The organism is Mesorhizobium sp. M1329 (assembly GCF_040318035.1).
Classification (GTDB): Bacteria; Pseudomonadota; Alphaproteobacteria; order Rhizobiales; family Rhizobiaceae; genus Mesorhizobium.
Genome location: NZ_JAMYLN010000051.1, coordinates 1 through 19,926, shown reverse-complemented (window position 1 = coordinate 19,926; position 19,926 = coordinate 1). Strand labels below are relative to the sequence as shown.

Here is a 19,926-nt window from a genome sequence, read left to right as displayed (position 1 = left end):
CATGATCGCCCGTCGCCGCAAAAGCAGCCTTCAGCGCACCCAGCAGCGCATGGCCGTGCTGTTCATCGTGCCGGCACTGGCCGTTTATGCGCTGTTCGTCCTTTATCCCCTGGTGATGTCGCTGTGGGGCAGCTTCTTCGTCTGGAGGGGCCTGCGCATGCTGGAGTTCGCCGGCCTGTCGAATTTTACCCGCCTGTTCGTTTTCCCGAGCGGTGGACGGCTCTACGGGGCGCTCTGGCACAACGTCGCCTGGTTCTTCGGCATCATGCTGTTCCAGAACGGCCTTGGTCTGCTGTTTGCCTGGCTGCTGTTTCTGCGCGAAAAGAGGGCGGCCTTCTTCCAGTCGGTATTCTTCTTCCCGGCGGTGCTGAGCCCCGTCATCGTCGGTGCCCTGTGGCGGCTGCTGCTGGCGCCCGGCGGCACCATCGAATGGATGCTCAACGGCCTTGGTCTGCATCAAGGCAGCCTGACCGTTCTCGGCAACAGCCATACGGCACTCGTGATGCTGATCGCCGTCGATGCCTGGAACTGGATGGGCCTGCCGGTGCTGATCTACACCGCCGGCCTCAGGCAGATTTCGGCCCAGATATTCGAGGCTGCCAGGCTGGATGGCGCCGGCAGCGGCCGCATGCTGGTCTCGGTTGCCCTGCCTTTGCTGATGCCGGCCATCGGCACGTTGACGACGCTGTCGTTCATCAACACCTTCAACCAGTTCGACATCGTCTATGTCATGCAAGGCGTGCAGGGCAATCCAAGCTATTCCACAGACACGCTGGTGACCTATTTCTACCGCCTCGCTTTCGGCGCGGAAGGCGCCGTCGGTATCACGGATATAGGCTTGGCGTTGGCGCTCGGCACGCTGCTGTTCCTGATCCTCAGCGTCGGCACGCTTTTGATGTTGCGCTTCTTCGACCGTCGCACGGTGCAACTGTGAACATGTTCGCGATCCCTCAACAGCTTGCACGGCTGCCCGGCTGGACGGCGCTGGTCGTGTGGACTGCTGCGGTGCTGCTGCCGCTCTACATTCTCGTCGTCTCCTGTTTCAAGACCACGGCGGAAATCTACGACAACAGGCTCGGCCTGCCGCAAAGCTGGGTTTTCGACAATTTCGCCACTGCCTGGACGCGCGCCGATCTCGGCCAGAATTTCCTCAACAGCCTGATCGTCACCGCCGGTGCGGTGCTCCTGACGATTGTCGTGTCAGCAATGGCCGCCTATCCGCTGAGCCGCTACCGGCTGGGATGGAACGGCATCATGCTCGGCCTGTTCCTGGCCGGCATCATGCTGCCGATCCGGCTTGCCTCGGTGGAGCTGTTCACGCTGATGCGCAACCTTGGCCTGCTCGATTCGCTGACTGGCCTGATCCTCGTCTATTCGGCGATCCGCATTCCCTTTGCCGTCTTCATCTTCGCAAACTTCATGCGGGTCCTGCCGTCCGAGATCGACGAGGCGGCGCGCATGGACGGGGCCGGTGAGGCGCGCATCTTGTTCCAGATCGTGCTGCCGATGGTGAAGCCCGCTATATCGATCGTTGCGATCTTCACCGCCATCGCCGTCTGGAACGACTTCTTCTTCCCGCTGATCTTCATTTTCGACGACCGCTACAAGACCGTGCCGCTGGCCATCAGCGTGTTTGTCGGCCAGTACCGCACGGATTGGGGCCTTGTGTTCGCCTCGCTTGCCATCTCCATGGCGCCCATCCTGATCATGTACTGTCTGCTTGCCCGCCAGATTCGCGAAGGCGTCGGCTCCGGGGGAGGCGCGAAATGATCGAGGACAAGGTCTATGCCGTACGTACGATCCTGGTCGTCGGGGCGCATGCCTTCGATGCCGAGGTGATTGCTGGTCCACTGGCGGCGGCGGCAGTGCAAGGCGGCGCCGAAGTCACCTTCCTGCACCTCAGCATGGGCGAGCAGGGTCATCCAAGCCTCATCCCCGAGCGCTATCGCGTCCAGAAGGAGGAGGAGGCGGCAAAGGCGGCAGCAAGGCTCGGGGTTACCATGCGCAGTCTCGGGCTGCACGACGCCTTCCTGCCTTGCGACGATGAGACGGCGCTCAAGGTTTGCGATGTTGTCCGCGAGTTGAAGCCCGAAATCGTCATCACCCACTGGCATGGCAGCTGGCACAAGGACCATCGCGCCGCGGCCCGACTGACGCAGACCGGCATTTTCTTTGCGGCACTGCCGACGCTGAAGCGCGTCCATGCCGCGCACTCGCCGCAACTGCTGTTGTTTGGCGAGAACTGGGAGGACGACGAAGGCTTTCGCGCCGAACATCTCGTCGACGTCAGCAGCGGCTTCGACGCCTGGAGCGAGGCGGTGCAGGAATACGAACTGGCACGTGGCCTGAGCAGTTTCCCCTATGTCGATTATTACAGCGCACTCTATCGGCTGCGCGGCTGCCTGCGCGGTACGCGCTACGCGCAGGGTTTTGCAGCCGAATCGCAGTCCTGGCATGCCGGCAGCGGGCTGTTCGCGCCGGCTGCCAATCGGAGCCGCTCTCGATGACACGCGTTCTGGCCATCGATCTTGGCGGCACCAATTTGCGCGCCGCAATCCATACCGGCGATGTTCGCTGGCTGGAGATGCTGAGCCGCGAGCCTGCGCCGGCAAGCCTTGATGCCTTTGTCGCCCGTATCGGTGCCTTGCGAGCCGAGGCAGGCCCGGTCGAGGCACTCGGCCTGGCGGTGCCGGGGCTTGTCGAAGGCTCGGTCTGCCGCTGGATTCCGAACCTGCCCTATCTCGACGGTGTCGACATCGCGGCCTTGTTTCCTCGTCTGCGCGTTGCCGTTGGCAATGACGCACAGATCGCCATGCTGGCCGAAGCGATCGAAGGTGCCGCAAAGGGCCTGTCCGATGCCATCCTGCTGGCGATCGGCACCGGTATCGGCTCCGCCGTTCTGGTCAATAACCGCATCGTTGCCGGCGCATGTGGCGGCGCCTGCTCTTTCGGCTGGGCGTGCGCCGACATCAAGGATGAAGGCGAGGACCGTAGCGGCTGGCTGGAGCGCTTCGCTTCCGGGCGTGGGTTCGATGCCGCGGCGCGCCAGATCGGGTTGGCCAATGGCGGCAGGTTGGTCGAGGCCGCCCGGGCTGGCAAGACGGCCGCACTTGACGCGTTGGAGCTGCCGGCGCGCCGGCTGGGCACTGCCCTTGCGGGTGCGGTCGCGCTGCTCGATCCGCAGGCGATCCTGATTTCCGGGGGCCTTGCCGATGCGCTGGACGTGGTAGGGCCGCCGCTGCTTTCGGCTTTGCGGCGTCAGCTGCCGCCGCATCTGCGCGACATCGTTCTGCGCTCAGGCGAATTCGGCTCCCGCGCCGGTCTCGTCGGCGCCTCGCTGGCCGGCCTCGCCGGAGCACAGTGGAGGCAGATAAGATGAGCGAGCCGACCTTTCAGCAACCCGACCGCCGAAGGCCCGAGCCGCTCTGGTATCAGGTGGAAGAGGCCATCCGCGCCATCGTCAAGAGCGGCGAGTGGGCGACCGGCGACCAGATTCCGGCCGAAGACAGACTGTGCGCCCTGTTCGGGGTGAGCCGTATCACGCTACGTCACGCCCTGCGCAATCTCGAGGAGCACGGGCTGCTCAGGCGCGAACATGGCCGCGGCACCTTCGTGCGCTCCACCACGTTGGTCGCAGGCACCCGCGAACTGACCAGCTTCACGCAAGAAATGGGCAATATGGGCGTGGTCGCTGGCTCGCGCTTGCTCGACTGCAGCCTGACCACCGCCAATGTCGCCGCGGCCGGAGCGCTGGAGATCGAGGAGGGCGACCCGGTGGTGCGCATCCGGCGGCTCAGGCTGGGCAACAACGAGCCGATCGGTATCCAGACGGCGCAACTCTCGGCCGCGCGCGTGCCCGGCTTTCTCGATGCCGGCCTCCTGCAGGGCTCGCTCTACGAAGCGCTGGAACGCCATTACGGCATCGTGCCGGTCGCAGCGCGCGAAAACTACCGTGTCGGCGCTGTCGGGGCGGCGGATGCCGAGTTGCTTGATCTGCCGGCGGGGAGTCCCGCTTTCGTGGTCGAGCGCATCACCACCGACGAGCGCGGCCCGTTCGAATTCACCGTCTCGGTGATGCGTGGCGACCGCTACGAAATCCGCTCGACGCTGCGTGCCGGTCGCGCCGCGCCAACCGCAAGAAGCTGAGCCATACCCAAGCCGACCCATAACAGGAGTACCGACGTGTCCGATCTTTACATACCCCGCCTTGCCGCCCTCATCGAACAGGCCTCGAAAGCCAATGCCGAAGCCTTTGGCGAAGCGGCCAGCCGCTTTGCCGACACGCTCGAGAGCGGCGGGTTGGTTCATCTTTACGGCTCGGGCCACTCGGTGTTGCCGGTCCAGGAAGTGTTTCCGCGCTACGGCAGCTATGTCGGCTTCAATCCGCTGACCGACCCGCGTGTCATGTGGCATAACGTGCTCGGCGCCGGCGGCGTGCGCGAACTTCTGTGGCTGGAGCGGACCGAGAAATACGCCGAGAAATTCCTCGACCACCAGCCGCTGAACAAAGGCGATTCGATCATCATCTTTGGCCACAGCGGCCGCAATTCGTCCGGCATCGACACCGCGCTTTATGCGAAAAAACGCGGCATCTTCGTCGTTGCGATAACTAGCAAGAACAATCTCGACAAGCCGGCGACGCACTCTTCCGGCAAACGGCTTGCCGATGCCGCCGACCTTGTCATCGACACCTGCTCGCCGATCGAGGATGCCATCGTGCCGGTCGAGGGCTGGAGCCGGCCGGTCTCCGGTTCGTCGACCGTGCTTGCCATGATCCTGGCGCATGAGCTGATCGCCCGCACCGCCGAGGCGCTTTCGAAACGCGGCATCGAACTGCCGGTTTTTGCCTCGCCGACAATTGCCGGCGTCACACTGCACGACACCGACGTCATCTATGGCGTCTATCGCGAGAAAATGCTCGAGGCGCAGAAGAAGCACCTGCCGACGTTCCAGGCGACCATGCGCGGCGAATGACAACCGGGCAGGGCACGCAAAACGCTAGGACGTAGACTCATCACCGCGTAGCCAGATGCGAGTTGACACGAGTTTCAGGGCAGCAAGGTAGTTTTCTGCCAGCTTGTCATATCGAGTTGCGATGCGACGGAACTGCTTGGCCTTGTTGAAGAACGTTCGACGAGGTTGCGGGCCTTGTAGAGAAAGGGGCTGAAGCACATTGGGTCCTTGCGGTTGGCCTTGGGCGGGATGTTGGCCCATGCGCTCGGTGACGGCATTGCGCAAGGCGTTGGCATCATAGCCCTTGTCGGCGAGCAGCATGGCACCCTCGGGCAAATCCTTGATCAAGTCCGCTGCGTAGCCGATGTCACTCATTTGACCTGCCGTGAGCGTCAGCTTGATCGGCCTGCCTTCGGCGTCGACAAGAGCATGGATTTTGGTCGTCAGCCCGCATCGGGAACGACCGAGACAATAATCTCGATCCCCCTCATATGAGGCACATCGTGTCAATGGTAGTGGTGACGGCTTAGTCACTTTCGAACGTAGTCGGGATCGGCCTCGCGGCGAATTGCGGAACAAGTCCACATCACCTCATATCCGGTCGGCTCGGGTGGAGCCTGCACCCATATCCCGCATGCACGGGCAAGTTTGGCGAGGCCGGGAAGGATGGGACCCATCTTTTTGACGGCGTTAACAGCCCTGGGGGGCGCCGGTCCACATCCATCCCGCTTCGTCGCAAGTGACGTTGGCCGCCCTCGCGTCGAACTCTTTCGTCAGGCCTTGGTCATGGCGCCCTCCGGCAGCAGGCCCTGGGTCAGATACCGCCACAAGGCGATTATCAGCTTGCGCGCCAAGGCGACGATCATGGTGCGGCGGATGCGTCCTTTGCCGGTGCCGACGCGCTCGTGAAACCAGCGCGCGAGACCGCTATCGGGCTGATGGCGCAGCCACAGCCAGGCGAGTTCAATGGCGGTTCGTCGCGCTCGCGGATTGCCCGATCTCTGGATGCCTTGGTCGCGGCTGACCGCGCCGCTGCTCCAAGGGCTGGATGCAAGACCGAGATAACCGGCGACCTCACGCCGGTTCTGGAAATCGCGGAAGAACACCTCGTTCGTCATTACGCTTGCGATAGTCAGGCCGATGCCACGCAGATGACTCAGTTGGGCGATCCCGGGAGCTGTGGTCTCGGCGGCCTGACGCTGCTCAGCCTCGACCTCCATGATCATCTCGATTACTTGCCACAAGCGGCGGCACTCGCGCTTGATCTCGTTCTTCAGGCAGGGCGGCAGATCCCGCCCGTCAGCCGTGCGCAGCGTCTCGAGCTGCTCACGCCAGTCCCGTCTGGCTGGCTTGAAGTCGCGGATGCCCTGGGTCATCAAAAGCCCCTTGACGCGGCTCGAATGCTGGCCGCGTTCGTTGACGAGCCGAGCCCGTTCCCGGCTGCGACGGCGATCGTTCTCCTGCTCGAGGCTCGGCACTCGCACAACCCGGCAGACCCTCGGCTCGCCACGTTCCATCGCCATCAGCGTGCGCAGCAGCGCCGCCGCATCGAGGCGGTCCGTCTTGGCGCGGCGTGACCGGCGGTCGACCAGGATGCTGGCCGCGTCCAGAACCTGATTTGTCGATGCCGCGGTCGCACAGGAAACGATGCAGCCAGAAACCGTCGTAGCCGGCCTCGTAGCACGACATTACCCGAACCGGACGCGTCAAGGCGGCCTGCGCCTGTTCGCGCCGGTGTTCAATGAGAGCCATAAGCCCTTCGGTGTCACCTCCTTGCAGGCGATGCAGGCTGATCTTGTCGACCGCCGGCGAGTGCAGGGCCACAAGCCAGGTCGACTTGCTCAATTCCAGCGCCATGAAAATTGTGGCAGTCTTCTCGTCGACGGGCGGCAGAGCAACGGATGAGAGGTTCATGAGACGTCTCCAGGGTTAGGATGTCGGACCCCGAAACCTTACCTGAGTTCCGCCGCCCGTCGCCTCATGGGATCTTTTTGCTGTCGCGCCTTGCTGATGGACGCGAACAATGGAGGTATCGATCATCTGCACCGTTGCATCGTGGGCTTTGGTGATGCCATGCATGAGGCGGTCCCACACACCTGCTTTCCGCCATCGAACGAAGCGATTGGAGCAGGTGGTGCGTGGGCCGTATCGCCCCCTGGAAGATGGCGGCATAGCGCACCCGATCGCAGCACCCAGAAGATGCCGTCTGCCCGCTGTGCCTGGACGGTGATCGTGCCGAAGAAAACCAGTGCTGCAGCGAACGTTCCTCGTAATATTGCGTTTAACCATGAAAGACGACGATTCGCCCAAAGCATGCAAAAGGGCCCATCGGCTCTCGCGCCGCGATGCAAGGCCAGGAAAGCCTTACGCCAGATCAGTTTGTGAAAAGTCATTGCCCTTGTAAAGCAGGGCAAGCCGGTGAGCCTTCGCGCAAGCGTAGGCAAAACAATCGCCGAAATTGAGATCGGCTTTGTGCCCGACTGCTTTGCCGTATTTCATGCTGGCTTCGATCGCCCGGTCGCCGATGTCGCCGGATATCATGATTTCCTTGCCGGCGATCTCGATCAAAAAGGCGTCGACGGTATCACGGGCTTGCGCCAGCATGTCGGCCGTGGGCTTGGCGTTCTTTTTGATGGCTTCGGCCGATGCTCGCGCGAGACCCTGGACTGCCTCGAACCGGACGAGCGGGGAGATATACAGCGGCTTGGTCGCGGCCGCGAGCCGCTTTTCCAGTTCTTCCGCGCCAGGTTCCTCGTTCAGGATGGCAACGATCACCGAGGCATCGACGAACATCAGTCGTCGCTCCACATTTGGTCGGTGAATTTCTTCATATCGAAATCAGGGTTGGCCGGCCCGATCCGCCGCGCCATTTCCTTGACTTTGGCAAGTCTCTCGCGCAGCGGGACGCTGCCGCGGTTGCGCTCGATCTCATGGCGCAAGGCGGTTCTGACGGCCTCGGTCTTGCTGCGCGCGTTGGTAATCTGCTGCAGCTCGACGGCCATGGCATCGACGTCGGGATCGCGAATGAAGAGCGGCATTTGTATATCCTCTGAGTGATATATGTATATCATGTCGCAGATATACTGGCCAGCGAATTCGCGAGCGGCGGTTTTGATAAGGAGGGGAGGGAGGAATGCAGCTCGCAAAAATCCGTCGGAAGGTTCGGTTCTGGTGCTCAGTCCTTGGAATTGCTCGGCGTCTGAAACACGTCGCTGCGGCCATGTCACTGTCAACGCCCACATGCCCAAGGCGCATCGGTGCTACGTACGCCGACGCCTGCGCATCCCAACATCTGCGGCGACCGATTGATGTCGATAAACCGCCCACGCGCCCGACGAGGCCAGCGCCAGCTGCATCGATTGCGTCAGGTTCATAACGGCCATAATCCCGGCCCAGCGAACTCTCTCGTTAGGGCAGCTCGGGGAGTGCTACGGCTGGATGCTCTTGGGAACATCCCGAGCGCATGATCCGGCGGCGAGGATAAACAATCTGAACCACGCGCTGCCTCCACATGATGGCGCCGGCTAACTCAACGAAGCCGTGCTGCCATTCGTGGTGAACTGGATAACACGGCCTATCTTCTCGCTCGAAAATTCGGCGGCCTCGACAATCATTGCCGGGGTTACCTCGACGGATCCTTCGCCGTCTATCCGCGTCTCATCGGCTGTCGCGCTGATCCGGATTGACAGCCACCCGCAATTAAAGGGCCGTTTGATGACACCTAGGCCTCCCCAGCAGTATTAGTTCACAAAGCAGGTCGGCACCCCTGCCATCCGCTGGATCCGGTCAGCGTGTGCTTCGGGTTCGGGGTGCAAGATCAGGCGGTGCCATTTGCACGGATGGCGGCGAACCAACCACCACGGCAGGGGCGCCAGATTGCTCACCACGTTGGCTCTCTACTTCGCGGCTCATACCTTGGTGAGCAGCTTGCATCTCCGGAACGGTGAAAACCGGCACCTCGCCCTTGAAACCCTGGAGCTCAAAGGCGCCCGCCTGGACGACCGGCATCGATGCTCCTGCCGCAAAGCCGGGGCCAAGCACCAGGGGGATGCCCAGCTTCTTGGTCGTCGACTCGAGCCGTGCCGTGCGGTTCACCGGCGAACCGATCGCGGTGTAATCGAAGCGCCGTTCGGAGCCGAAATTGCCCACCGAACAGATGCCGGTCTCGATGGCGACGCCGATTTGGATAGAGGGGTGGCCATCCGTGGTGAAGGCGGCGTCTTCGCGCTTCACCCGTTCGATCAGGGCAAGGCCCGCGTCGAGCGCGCGCTCGCGATGATCCGGCTGATCCAGCGGCGCGTTCCAGAAGGCGAGCACCGCATCGCCCATGAATTTGTCGATGGTGCCGTCGCGCTTGAGGATCTCATCGGTCGCAATGCCGAGGAAGTGGTTGACCACCCTTGCGATTTCCTGGGTGTCGAGTTGTTCGCTCATCGTCGTGAAGCCGCGTATGTCACTGAGCAGGATCGTGATCTCGCGCTTCTCGCCCGACAGGATCGCTTCCGTATCCGAGCTTGCGAGGCGCTGCACCACTGAAGGCGACAGATACTGGGAGAACTGCCGCGCCAGGGTAGACCGGCGCTGCTCGCTGCGCCTGTAGAGGACATAGCCTTCGAAGCTCGCTACCAGGATCGTCGCAAGCGCCGGCTGCAGCGGGTCATAGAGTTTACCCTGCATACTGTATTCCAGAGCGCCGAACACGAACGGCGTGACGGCCAGCAGCGCGAGAGCCAGAGCACCAAGCACGACACGCCCGGCGAGCACTCCGGAAAGCGCGATGAAGATGACGGCAGTGAGGATAAACCAGAGCCGCTCCACCGTGCGCGCATGCGTTGGCTCTTCAAGGTAGCGCCCGGCAAGCAACTGGCCGATTGCATCGGCGTGGATGTCCGCGCCTGGTCGCGCTGGACGCGTCGGGGTGGGCAGGTACTGCGTCAGTCCCACCGCCGACAGATCGACGATGGCGATGGCGTCCCGCAGCCGCGGATCACTGCCGCCCGAAAAGATAGTGCTGGCAGATATGCGCGGCGTATCCGTGGCAGTTTCCCAGAGGCGGATGCTCCCCTCCGGCTCGAGCGGCACAATGGCACCGGCTATCCTGAGTGCGTCAAATCCAGCGGCATTCATCCGGGCTATGTAGCCGTCCTGTCCGGCGTAAAGGCGCAGAAGCTCGAGCGCGAAGGACGGCCACAGCTGCACGCCTTGAGCGGTGTTGCGAAGCCAGAGCAGCGGCACATGGCGCAGTTCGCCGTCGGGATCGGGCAAGGTGCGGATTACGCCGAGGCCCGCGGCAGCGTTCGAGAATTCGGCAAGCGAGCCGGTCAGGCCCGTGAAGCCCGGAAGTGTGTCAGGTACTTGCCCGACGATCGACCAGCCGGCTTTGGGCCCTGCTTCTGAAACCGTCGCCTCGTTGCCCAGGCTGACGGCAAGCGCCGTTCGATTTTTCGCCAGTGCCGCCGCCAGGCGCTTGTCTCCGGCGATGCCCTCAGGCGAGGTGTCGGCCTCGGGCAGCACCAGCGCAAGCCCGATGACCGCGGCGCCGGATTTGGTGATGCCATCGACCAGATCGGCCAAGAGGCCACGGTTCCAGGGCCATCGCCCATGTCCCTTGAGGCTGGCGTCGTCTATCGAGACGATCACGACGGGATTGCTCGTCGCCTGGCGCGGGGCGAGAAACTGGTAGAAGTCGTAGGTGCGTTCGCGCAGGCGCGACAGCGGCCCGTCGAAGGCTAAATGGCAGGCGAGTAGCAGGAGCACGACCACAAGGCCGGATATTTTGCGCCTGGCAGCGTGCCGCCAATCAGCCCAGTGCCAACCGACCAAGAGGCTCATGTCGTTCCGGCGGGCTTAATTGCAGTCGTAGCAGCAACCCTCACCCTCACAACCACCCTCATCCACGCCGCCACCCACAGGCGGCGTTGGTGTGTCGGGGAACTCCATGACCACCCCTGGCAATGCGCCGTCGGTGGAGTCGCAGACTTTGAGCGAACCGCCGAGTGCCGACGCACAAAGCGCGCTTACGTCCAGCCCCGGACCCGGTGCACCTGGCAGGCCGGTGCCGGCTATCCGGTCGATGCTGTCCAGGATCGGGAAGGTGTCGATTCCGCCGTAACCGGTCAGCAGCTTGCCATCTTCCGATGTGCAGGCGAAGCCCGGGTTTGTGATGACCAGCCGTTTGCCATTGATCGTGCAGGTCATGCGGCCCGCGCGCAGAATGCCCACGGTCTGGCCATCTGCCACCAGCACTTCGATGATCCCGCCTCTGGCCCCGAGCACCATGTGCGGCGTCGCAACCTGCATGACGCCGCCTTTTGAAACCTGGCCACCATAAAAGCGGGCCAGGCCGCTGTTCATCCCGATGTCGATCTTTCCCGATCCGGAGCCCGGATTGTAGACGAACTCATCGATCGTCAGGCTGGTGTTCGGACCAATCTTGGCGCTCGATTCGTCCCGGAACACCAGCATTCCAAGACCGGTCGGATCGCTGCGTAGCTGGTCGCCGAGCTCGACGCCGGCGCCCACGTCCATTGTCCCGCCGTTGTTGCGGACGATGTTGGTCTGGTAGGCCGTCATCGACCCGACCGTTTCAGCGGCGGATGGTGCCGCAAAGGCAAGGCAGCCGATAAAAATGGCGATCTGACGGTACGGGGTCCTCATCGCGGCCTCTTTCAATTGAGCGTCAACGTGTAGCTCATGAGCATTTCGAACGATTTTCGGTCGCGGTTGGCGATGTCGAAGTTGGTCTCGCGATAGGCGAGATCGACGCTGATCTTTTGCGCCTCCGTCAGCTGAAAATCGCTTTCCGAGGCAATGCGCCAGAAGTCGCTCTTGATATTTGTGCCGATGCCGACGGACAGGTCGGGAGCGTCGCTATGGCCGGCCGAGAAGGCGACCTGGTGCGACCATGCGAACAGATCCGGTACGTTCATCAACAGGCCGCCATAGCGGACCTCGCCCGTGTAGCTGCGGCCGATCTCAGATCCGGAGGCGAAGTCATTCGAGCCGACAAAGCGCAGTCCGAGCGCCTGGCCATTGCGGAAGCGGTAGCTGCCGCCCGCCTCATAGAAAACCCTGCTATCGGCGAAAATGCCTTGCGAGGCGCTTAGATCGATGTAGCCGCCACCGGCGAAGAGCGTCGTCTCGACCGTCGGACGCACAAGAAAGCGCCCACTGACGCCGATGCCGGTTTCCTGGATATCGCTGTCGAAACGATCCGTAACTGTGAAGACGGAAAGCAGCAGGCGCAGCGAATCGATCCCACTATTGGGCAGTCCCTTGTCCCAGGTGATCGCGGCGTTGCCGTGGATGAAGGTCTCCTTGCCACCTGGAACCGACAGGTCTTCCGTGAAAAAGCGCTGTGTCGCCGTCAACGACCCCGAAAGGACGAGGGCGTCGGCGCTTGGCGTGCCGAGGTCCCACCGGACAAAGCCTTCCGCCCGCCCATAGGGCGAGACGAAGCTGTCGTCGTCCTGCGCCCCGCCGGGCTCGAAATCGGTAAATGCGCTGAACACGCCGCCGGTCAGGGCGAGTTCCCAGGTGACGCCGCGCAATGCGCGATCGATGCGGGCGAGCAGGCGGGCAGCTTCCTGCTGCTCACTTGCGGTCAGGCCCCCGACTTCGATGCCGTATTGCACTTGTCGGCGGGCCAATTCATAGGAGCCGACATGATAGTACAACCGGCTGGCCGCCAGCCGGGCGCGCGCATCACGGGGATACTTGATCAGATACTGCTCGATTGAGGAGATCGCCTGATCGTATTGTCCCGCGTTGACGGCAACTGTGACGAACTGGGCGAGCGTTCCGTTGTCGGCCGGACTGGCAATGCGGGCCGAAAACGCATCGTCATAGGCCGTAAAAAGACCTTGTGCGCCGGCCGGCAATACGCCGGTACAAAGCAGCGCCGCGGCGCAGCCGAAGATCGTTCGAAACGAAGATTGCATGCCGAGAACCCACCCCAAACCCGACCAGTGCCAAGGACTTAGCACGACCACAAGAAAAAAAGCGACTGAACTTTGACGAAATCGTCCGAGTTTTCAACAGCTGTTGCAGCCGCGCAACAAACCGTCGGAGTTATTCGTATTGCGGCTGCGCTGGTTGTAAAAAATCTTCTCACCGTTGCAGTAACAATTGAAGTATTCGGTACGATAGGCAACTAACTCAAATCATCACCAGTCGTGGATTGCACGGCCGACAAGATTAATATTGTTTGCGCGATTCTGCGCGTATCTGGTCACCAAATGAGCCATCACGGTCACCCCACGGCTCATCCAAGGGTCTTCCGTGGCGTTGCACAAGCGGTCGGAGAGCTGCCGCGAGGTGCTTCTGACGACGCGTGTGCGATGCGGCACGGCTCTTGCTATTTCGTTGAACGCGACGAACTCAGCTTGTAGGAACCCATCTCCCCACGGATGCGTCACCGGAGGCGCCTTGCTACAGCACGAGCATGGTGGCCAGCCCCAGCATCAGGCCCATGCCTACGATATCGGTCACGGTGGTGAGGAAGATCGCCGAAGCGACCGCCGGATCGGCGCCGACCCGGCGCAGGCCCAGCGGGATCAGCACGCCGGAGATTCCCGACATGAGGCATGATCCGGTCATGGCGAGCAGGATCACAAGTGCCAGCATGGGTGCCTGGGCCGCCGACTCCGGTTGCCGCGAGGCGTAGAACCACATCGCCGCAGCCGCCACAAGACCGACGAGCACGCCGTTGGCGATCCCGAGCGCGCCCTCCCTCATCACCAGGTGCAGCTTGGGTCGTTTGTCCACATCGCCCAGGGCAAGGCCACGCAGCGTCATAGCCAGTGCCTGGCAGCCGGTGTTTCCGCTCTGCCCGGCCAAGACCGGGAGGAACGCTGCCAGGGCGACGATCTTCTCGATCGTGCCTGTGAACGAACTGACTACGAAAGCGGCCATGAAGGCTGTCAGCAGGTTCAGCTGCAGCCACGGATGACGCTTCAGGAAGGCTGAAAACAGCGGCGTAAAAGAACGCTCCTCCTTCTGGACACCCACCATCTGGCCAGACTGGGCGGAAATTTCGATGATTTGCTGCTCGAACAGCCGCCAGCCGCGGACCTGCCCGAGCAGCCGGTTCTCCGCGTCCACCACGGGATAGACAGGGTAGTGACGGCGTACCGCCGCCTTGCATGCGTCGCTCAAAGAGAGACCGACATTAAGCGCGAAGGGCCTCGGCAGCATGATCTGATCGACCCTCGCGTCCGCTTCGCTCAGCATCAGATCGCGCAGGACCACAAGGCCAACCAGCTTATCGCCGCCTTCCGTGACGTAGAGATAAGTGAGCTCGGTCGGCACCTGGGTGCGTCTGACGGCCTCCACTGCGGCGGCTACCGTCGTGCCGACAGGAACGCTGGCGGGAATCGGGTCCATCAGCTCGACGAGCGACTCGGGGATCGCGAGGCCCTTGCCGCCGGTATCAGGCTTGATAGGCCGCATATGCGGCGGCAAATGCTCCGCCACCTTGCGGGCGTGCCGGTCCGGCAACAATTCTAGTGTGTCGCGGATGAACTCAGGAGATTCTCGGGCAAGCAATTCCGCCGCGTCATCAGGTGCTCGAGCACGCAGCGTGCGCACCAGCTTCTGAACGTCGTTCTCTTCTTTCATCTGCCGCCGCCCCCAAATTGCTAGTGTCTTGCCTCTGACAGTATGACACGGATCGGATCGCTCTGTCTGGCGCGCAATGACCCAAAGAGCCTCGATCCCGAGATCTTCGCCTCTCGGGTGGCGAGTGGACCGAACCCAGACAGATCTGAGCCGTTGCGGCGTACATAAAGGCGGGCTGTAACGTCCGCGTGTCGCCGAGATTTTACCGTGTTGCGACTTCACCGGTCTTTTCCTGGGGTCTGCGAGCACGCCGCAGCAATGAAACTTAAATCCGGAAACTCTGCAGAGGCAGTGCCTCCGGCGTTCGAATTGATTTGCCTCATGCGGCGCATCTTGCCAGTTCCGCCAGCTCTGTAGGCCGATGAATTCGACAGGATGAGAAGTGATTAGCTTGAAGCCGTAATGTTTAGCTTAAGAAAGCGATTCGCTGTATGAAGTCTGTCCGGAGCTAGAGGTGCTCTTGAGAGCTTGCAGGTCGCGGCAGGCACTCTGCTTTGCGAGACTCGAGATCGTTGCGGTCACCGGTCCGAGTATCCGAGTAAATGTAGGATAGCAGCGGTAGACTGCTCGATTGCCCCTGGGGAGCGAAAGACCCGTTTCGACAGTGGCATCGGTTCGGCAATTGGCATCTCACCTACAGTGATCCGGACCGGCCTGGTATTGCTGGCCGCCCCCCGTGGGGGCGCTTATGAGCAAGATTATCGCCGCAGGTTTTAACTCAGTCTCTGCCAATGACGATTCGGAGAGTCCCTTGGTCCGTGCAAAAAATCTCATCGCCCTGAACAATCGCGCTGAGCGCGGGGCGGCGGACTAACGATCGAGAATCCCGCTGTGGTGCTGCCAATGTCGGCCAAAGCTGCCGAACTCAGTTGCGGCGAGCCGCCCAGCCGGATCGCCATGATGCGTCTTACCGATCCTGCTTTCGAGGAGATTGTAAGAAGTTGGCACCTGCCGGCCTACGATCCAATAACCAGGAAATAGCTGGCCGGCCCGTGGCGATCGAGTGCAAGCGCCACAGCGCGCCGGTCACCTAGGTCATCCAGCCGGCGGCTATTCTGCTCCAAAAATGATGTGTGCGGCGGACTTTTGCGACGGATTGAAGATCCGTCACAAGTCAGGGTAGGCTGTCTAGAGATCATTGGCCGTCAGATCGCCTTGCAAGCCTTACGCCCGCCCCCCCGCCATTCTCTGGGATAAATTCGACACCAGCCGCCTCCAATGCTTGGCGGATCGCTGCGATATTGTTTGCATGTGGCACTCGGGTGCCTCGCTCAAAATCAACAACAGTGGGCCGCGATACCTTGGCGGCGTCCGCCAGCTCGCCCTGACTCATTCCCAACATGGCGCGAGCACCTCGACATTGTGCGGCAGAAATTTTACTGGAAGTCAAATGTCTTATCTCTTGAATTGACATTTCGCGGTTTTATTGGTCAAATTGTCAAAGGCTTTTATGTTTCGACAGTGTTCGCGGCCGAACAGGATGTTTGCACCATCCCGTCCGGCCTGACCACAATCCAAGCTGCTGAGGAGCTCGGATCATGGCTGATTCCGACCATACCATGACTCTGCCTTTCGTCACCCGCAGGCAAATGCTTGCGAGAGGGCTAGTTACGTCAGTTGCTTTCGCGTTTGAGAAAGATGCGCTGGCCGGCAACGACACGGTGACGAGTTTTCCCCCGGCCGATCCAGCGCTAGCGCTTTGGCGGGAGTGGAGGACAGCCCGCAAGCTAGCCGAGAAGCTTTGCCGCAAGCAGCAGCGCCTGGAGACGAGGCTTGTGGAGGGCGTCGGCTTTCCTTGTGCGATCGTCCGCCTTCCCAGGGGCGAGGACGTGACGATCCACTCGATCAGGGCGCTCGATGATGTGCTAGGTAGAGGGCCGGATACGGCAGCTCTGCGCCAGAAAGCCGAAGCCGATTTCGCGGCGCACCAGGCACGCTGGACTGCGGCTGCGGAGGAAACCGGCTACACCGCCGCCCTCATGGCGGAGCGCGAGGCTGGCGAGCGGGCGCAAGATCTCTTAGAAGCGCTATCGACCACTCCCGCCATCACTCTTGCCGGTGTCGCAGCCAAGCTCGATGTCGTATTGCGCGAAGGGGAAGCCTGGGAGGAATGTTCCGACTCCCCCTGGCCGCAAATCCGTTCGGCCCTCAACGATCTGGTACTCATCGCCCAACAGACGACGCCGGAACAGCTCCCTAAGGGGAGCGGCGTCCCAAGCTCTCAATTTAGGCGGCAGGCTGGCAGCTGCGTCCGCGCCCGAAAGACGAAGCGGCGGTGAGATGCATCGCCAACTTGCTGCCTAGCAGAATCCTTCAACTTCTAGGACTAGCCAGGTGCCGTTCTCACATTGCCGACCCGACTGGGTTGATCGAGCGGTGCTCGGATGTAGCTCATAAAAATGCCGACCCGAAGTGCGTATCCCGGCTTGAAAAAATCCGGTTCTTGAACAAAAAACCGAGCGGCGGACCGGCTCGAGCTGAAGGTCCGCCGCCCCAACTCTTTCACGTCACGAAGAACGAACCCGCCGTAAGCGACAGACCTGGAGAGAGCGTAGCGAACTGTATTTGAGATGCGCCCCCTATCCCGTCGCTGTCGAAAGAGAGCGCTCCGGTTGAGCTGTTGTAGATGATATGGTCGGAGCTGTCATGCGCGGCGGTACCCGCAAAGAAAGCTTCGGATGAAAGGCCTCCGAGCTTAAGCCCAGCAAAAACGGCGTCGTCGAGGTGGATCTTGTCCTGGAGCTTGTTGAAGTCGGTGATCCTGTCGATATTGCTAGCCCCAAGAGCGCTGTTGAACACGAAGACATCGTTACCGCCCCTACCGGTCAAGAAGTCGGCACCGCCGCCTCCGTTGATGATATTAGCGCCGGCATTACCGAAAATGCTCTGGGCGAACTCGTTGCCAGTGAGGTTGATTGCCGTCGTCCCGGATGCGTCTTTGGCGACGAGAAGCTCCACCGACGAGCCAGCCGAAAGAGCATAGCTCGCGGTACTGAGCACCCGGTCTGCGCCCCCGCCCGTCACCTCATTTACCTTGTCTCCGGTATTATCGACAAAGTAGACGTCATTGCCGCCATAGCCGGTCATCGTGTCGGCGCCGGCGCCACCATCAATAAGGTTGGTCGCGGCATTGCCCTGGATGGTCTGGGCGAACGCATTGCCTGTAAGATTGATGGCCGTGGTGCCGGACGGATTGCTGGTGGCGAGAAGCTCGATTTCCGAACCGGCCACAAGCGTGTGACTTGCGGAGGCGAGTACTTTGTCGGTACCGCCGCCCACCGCCTCAAATACTTTGTCGCCGGCATTATCGACATAGTAGGTGTCGTTACCGCCCCTACCGGTCAAGAAGTCGGCACCGCCGCCTCCGTTGATGATATTAGCGCCGGCATTACCGAAAATGCTCTGGGCGAACTCGTTGCCAGTGAGGTTGATTGCCGTCGTCCCGGATGCGTCTTTGGCGACGAGAAGCTCCACCGACGAGCCAGCCGAAAGAGCATAGCTCGCGGTACTGAGCACCCGGTCTGCGCCCCCGCCCGTCACCTCATTTACCTTGTCTCCGGTATTATCGACAAAGTAGACGTCATTGCCGCCATAGCCGGTCATCGTGTCGGCGCCGGCGCCACCATCAATAAGGTTGGTCGCGGCATTGCCCTGGATGGTTTGGGCGAACGCATTGCCTGTAAGATTGATGGCCGTGGTGCCGGACGGATTGCTGGTGGCGAGAAGCTCGATTTCCGAACCGGCCGCAAGCGCATGACTTACCGAGGCGAACGCTTTATCGGTACCGCCGCCCGCAGCCTCGATCTCCTTGTCGCGGATGTCATCGACATAATAGGTGTCATTGCCACCATAGCCGATCATCGTATGGCCGCCGGCCCCGTGAAACACATCGTCGCCGCTGGTGCCATACAAGGTGTCGCTTGTATCGACGGGAGGCGGAGTGGTCCCCGTCGTTGCAAGGTTGTGTTGCCGGAAAACGGCCTGCAGTTCCGCGGAGCTCTCAAGCGCAGTGTCGCCTCGCTGCGAACCCCAGGCGTATGCGTAGTCGAAGGCGGGTGACGGAACCAGCTTGGCCCAGTGCTCCATCATGATTTCCATCTGGGCGGCGCTAGGCACGACATATTTGCCGCCCATGTCAGTGTTATACTCGCCACCTCCAAACGCCTGGTAGCCTGGAACGATCTGGCTCGTCGGGATACCCGACGCCTGAGCGGCGGCGACGAATTTGTCGATCATGTTGTAGTCGACCGGGCCATCCGTGCGGACCGGATAGACATCTATGCCGTAGTAATCGATACCCGTATTGGCGGGATTGTACGTGCCCCTAAAATCCGGATTCACCGACGTCCCCAAGCTCATCATTGTGATGTAGGTCTTGGCGCCTGGAAAATGCTCATGGATCCAGTCGGATTCTGCCTTCAGATTCGCGGCGGAAGCGTAAGTGCCCCATTGGCCGGTGGGATCCGGCTCGTCAACCAGGAAGAAACCAAATACATTAGGATTGCCGAGGAAAGGAGTAACCTTGTCGATAAAGGACTGGGTTACGCCGTTGGCCTCGTCAAGGTACACCAAGCCTTTCATGCCTTCCGGCAGTTCGTTGACCTGGTCAACATATTGCACGCTAGCCAGATTGAATCCGGCTTTTGCAATGTCCGTGCCGGATCCGCCCGACGTGTAATGGAGAGTCGCCATCCATAATCCCTCATTTTGATTCGATAGCGCCCCGCGGATGTCTGCCTACTAGAAGGTGTATATTAGCGCCAAATCACATACCTGCACGCCCTGATAGAATGATTGATCGGGGGCAGGATTCTCACGATGCGGCGAAAAATATACTTACGGATAGTCGACACTGTGCGATAAAAACAAATTTAACTGCAGAGATGCCCACTTTGTTTTCCGAGAGATGCTTATTGATATTCCTAAGACATTCTAGTTGTTGCTGACAGGACAAGATAATGGCATCACTGAATTTTAAAAATAAATTGAATTTTATTAAAAATTAAGTTTGACTATTGCGACGGTTGTTAATATATTAAGCGTTGTAGGCGCTGACTTATCTGAAGAAGAGCACAAAAAATATGATGATTTGGATTATAAAAGTCTCAAACCATAAGATAGAGTGCCCAAGCCGTGGCAGAAAAACTGCTTTTCTCCACAAGATGCATTTGACTGCCGGTCAATTGAACCGACATTAAACTAAGATCCCAGCCGGATCGCGCTCTCTGCCGGCGAAACCAATTTGTTGTGGACAGATGCGGCAGGTGCCACTCTGAACCGCCCCGGGTTGATCGGAGGCTCCAACTCCTGAGAAGGTGGAGCCATGACAAGCAAGACGACCAACAAGTTCTCTCC

At 60.9% G+C, this 19,926-nt stretch carries 16 protein-coding genes and 2 pseudogenes; 7 read left to right on the top strand and 11 right to left on the bottom strand.

Features of this window, described 5'->3' with window-relative positions; all coding sequences use genetic code 11:
- Nucleotide 1: 1 nt before the first annotated feature.
- From NKH21_RS30795 to NKH21_RS30770, 6 genes are read left to right on the top strand one after another with little or no spacing between them, the layout of a single operon-like run.
- Nucleotides 2–934: a carbohydrate ABC transporter permease gene (locus tag NKH21_RS30795; RefSeq protein ID WP_352869621.1), complete on the top strand. Its 933-nt coding sequence runs from the start codon at nt 2–4 to the stop codon at nt 932–934.
- Between the two features lie 2 nt (nt 935–936).
- The gene (locus NKH21_RS30790) at nt 937–1,770 is read left to right on the top strand and encodes a carbohydrate ABC transporter permease (protein ID WP_352869619.1); all 834 of its coding nucleotides are present in this window, start codon (nt 937–939) and stop codon (nt 1,768–1,770) included.
- Nucleotides 1,767–2,507, top strand: coding sequence for a PIG-L deacetylase family protein (locus tag NKH21_RS30785; RefSeq protein ID WP_352869617.1), 741 nt, complete (start codon nt 1,767–1,769; stop codon nt 2,505–2,507). Before NKH21_RS30790 ends, NKH21_RS30785 begins: the two co-directional genes overlap by 4 nt.
- Nucleotides 2,504–3,379, top strand: coding sequence for an ROK family protein (locus tag NKH21_RS30780; RefSeq protein ID WP_352869615.1), 876 nt, complete (start codon nt 2,504–2,506; stop codon nt 3,377–3,379). The genes NKH21_RS30785 and NKH21_RS30780 overlap by 4 nt, the downstream gene beginning before the upstream one ends.
- Entirely contained in the window at nt 3,376–4,146 is a 771-nt protein-coding gene (locus tag NKH21_RS30775) for a GntR family transcriptional regulator (RefSeq protein ID WP_352869613.1), read from the top strand. The genes NKH21_RS30780 and NKH21_RS30775 overlap by 4 nt, the downstream gene beginning before the upstream one ends.
- 36 nt (nt 4,147–4,182) lie before the next feature.
- Nucleotides 4,183–4,974, top strand: a complete 792-nt coding sequence (locus NKH21_RS30770) for a sugar isomerase domain-containing protein (protein ID WP_023722251.1) — start codon at nt 4,183–4,185, stop codon at nt 4,972–4,974.
- A 24-nt stretch (nt 4,975–4,998) separates the two neighbouring features.
- Here the strand turns inward: NKH21_RS30770 and NKH21_RS30765 are convergent, their stop codons facing one another.
- From NKH21_RS30765 to NKH21_RS30715, 10 genes and pseudogenes are all read right to left on the bottom strand, one after another.
- Nucleotides 4,999–5,487, bottom strand: a complete 489-nt coding sequence (locus tag NKH21_RS30765; RefSeq protein WP_352869635.1) for an IS5 family transposase — start codon at nt 5,485–5,487, stop codon at nt 4,999–5,001.
- Nucleotides 5,488–5,726: 239 nt separating this feature from the next.
- Nucleotides 5,727–6,867, bottom strand: a pseudogene (locus NKH21_RS30760) (IS110 family RNA-guided transposase).
- A 57-nt stretch (nt 6,868–6,924) separates the two neighbouring features.
- Nucleotides 6,925–7,160 (bottom strand): annotated as a pseudogene (locus tag NKH21_RS30750) (transposase); the annotation flags it as partial.
- A 157-nt stretch (nt 7,161–7,317) separates the two neighbouring features.
- Complete coding sequence (locus NKH21_RS30745; RefSeq protein WP_352451707.1) at nt 7,318–7,746, bottom strand: type II toxin-antitoxin system VapC family toxin; 429 nt, start codon at nt 7,744–7,746, stop codon at nt 7,318–7,320.
- Entirely contained in the window at nt 7,746–7,991 is a 246-nt protein-coding gene (locus NKH21_RS30740; RefSeq protein WP_023722247.1) for a type II toxin-antitoxin system VapB family antitoxin, read from the bottom strand. Before NKH21_RS30740 ends, NKH21_RS30745 begins: the two co-directional genes overlap by 1 nt.
- A gap of 748 nt (nt 7,992–8,739) precedes the next feature.
- Nucleotides 8,740–10,785 (bottom strand): CHASE2 domain-containing protein, encoded by a 2,046-nt coding sequence (locus tag NKH21_RS30735; protein WP_352869611.1) that lies wholly within the window; start codon nt 10,783–10,785, stop codon nt 8,740–8,742.
- Nucleotides 10,786–10,800: 15 nt separating this feature from the next.
- Nucleotides 10,801–11,625: a FecR family protein gene (locus NKH21_RS30730; protein WP_352869609.1), complete on the bottom strand. Its 825-nt coding sequence runs from the start codon at nt 11,623–11,625 to the stop codon at nt 10,801–10,803.
- Nucleotides 11,622–12,893: a tetratricopeptide repeat protein gene (locus NKH21_RS30725; RefSeq protein ID WP_352869607.1), complete on the bottom strand. Its 1,272-nt coding sequence runs from the start codon at nt 12,891–12,893 to the stop codon at nt 11,622–11,624. The genes NKH21_RS30730 and NKH21_RS30725 overlap by 4 nt, the downstream gene beginning before the upstream one ends.
- A gap of 490 nt (nt 12,894–13,383) precedes the next feature.
- The gene (locus tag NKH21_RS30720) at nt 13,384–14,571 is read right to left on the bottom strand and encodes a magnesium transporter (RefSeq protein WP_352869605.1); all 1,188 of its coding nucleotides are present in this window, start codon (nt 14,569–14,571) and stop codon (nt 13,384–13,386) included.
- Nucleotides 14,572–15,706: 1,135 nt separating this feature from the next.
- Nucleotides 15,707–15,985: a helix-turn-helix transcriptional regulator gene (locus NKH21_RS30715; RefSeq protein WP_352869603.1), complete on the bottom strand. Its 279-nt coding sequence runs from the start codon at nt 15,983–15,985 to the stop codon at nt 15,707–15,709.
- Between the two features lie 124 nt (nt 15,986–16,109).
- On the opposite strand from NKH21_RS30715, the gene NKH21_RS30710 reads away from it, so the two are divergent.
- Nucleotides 16,110–16,850, top strand: coding sequence for a hypothetical protein (locus NKH21_RS30710; protein ID WP_352869601.1), 741 nt, complete (start codon nt 16,110–16,112; stop codon nt 16,848–16,850).
- A gap of 223 nt (nt 16,851–17,073) precedes the next feature.
- Here NKH21_RS30710 and NKH21_RS30705 read toward each other — a convergent pair whose 3' ends face one another.
- Nucleotides 17,074–19,263 carry an autotransporter outer membrane beta-barrel domain-containing protein gene (locus tag NKH21_RS30705; protein WP_352869599.1) on the bottom strand — a complete coding sequence of 730 codons (2,190 nt, stop codon included), beginning with the start codon at nt 19,261–19,263 and terminating at the stop codon, nt 17,074–17,076.
- Nucleotides 19,264–19,926 lie beyond the last annotated feature (663 nt).

What these genes read in the sequence shown, in the direction of transcription:
- NKH21_RS30795 (WP_352869621.1), top strand. Translation starts at nt 2, where the DNA reads ATGATCGCCCGTCGCCGCAAAAGCAGCCTTCAGCGCACCCAGCAGCGC.
- NKH21_RS30790 (WP_352869619.1), top strand. Translation starts at nt 937, where the DNA reads ATGTTCGCGATCCCTCAACAGCTTGCACGGCTGCCCGGCTGGACGGCG.
- NKH21_RS30785 (WP_352869617.1), top strand. Translation starts at nt 1,767, where the DNA reads ATGATCGAGGACAAGGTCTATGCCGTACGTACGATCCTGGTCGTCGGG.
- NKH21_RS30780 (WP_352869615.1), top strand. Translation starts at nt 2,504, where the DNA reads ATGACACGCGTTCTGGCCATCGATCTTGGCGGCACCAATTTGCGCGCC.
- NKH21_RS30775 (WP_352869613.1), top strand. Translation starts at nt 3,376, where the DNA reads ATGAGCGAGCCGACCTTTCAGCAACCCGACCGCCGAAGGCCCGAGCCG.
- NKH21_RS30745 (WP_352451707.1), bottom strand. Translation starts at nt 7,746, where the DNA reads ATGTTCGTCGATGCCTCGGTGATCGTTGCCATCCTGAACGAGGAACCT.
- NKH21_RS30740 (WP_023722247.1), bottom strand. Translation starts at nt 7,991, where the DNA reads ATGCCGCTCTTCATTCGCGATCCCGACGTCGATGCCATGGCCGTCGAG.
- NKH21_RS30735 (WP_352869611.1), bottom strand. Translation starts at nt 10,785, where the DNA reads ATGAGCCTCTTGGTCGGTTGGCACTGGGCTGATTGGCGGCACGCTGCC.
- NKH21_RS30725 (WP_352869607.1), bottom strand. Translation starts at nt 12,893, where the DNA reads ATGCAATCTTCGTTTCGAACGATCTTCGGCTGCGCCGCGGCGCTGCTT.
- NKH21_RS30720 (WP_352869605.1), bottom strand. Translation starts at nt 14,571, where the DNA reads ATGAAAGAAGAGAACGACGTTCAGAAGCTGGTGCGCACGCTGCGTGCT.
- NKH21_RS30715 (WP_352869603.1), bottom strand. Translation starts at nt 15,985, where the DNA reads ATGTCAATTCAAGAGATAAGACATTTGACTTCCAGTAAAATTTCTGCC.
- NKH21_RS30710 (WP_352869601.1), top strand. Translation starts at nt 16,110, where the DNA reads ATGGCTGATTCCGACCATACCATGACTCTGCCTTTCGTCACCCGCAGG.
- NKH21_RS30705 (WP_352869599.1), bottom strand. Translation starts at nt 19,263, where the DNA reads ATGGCGACTCTCCATTACACGTCGGGCGGATCCGGCACGGACATTGCA.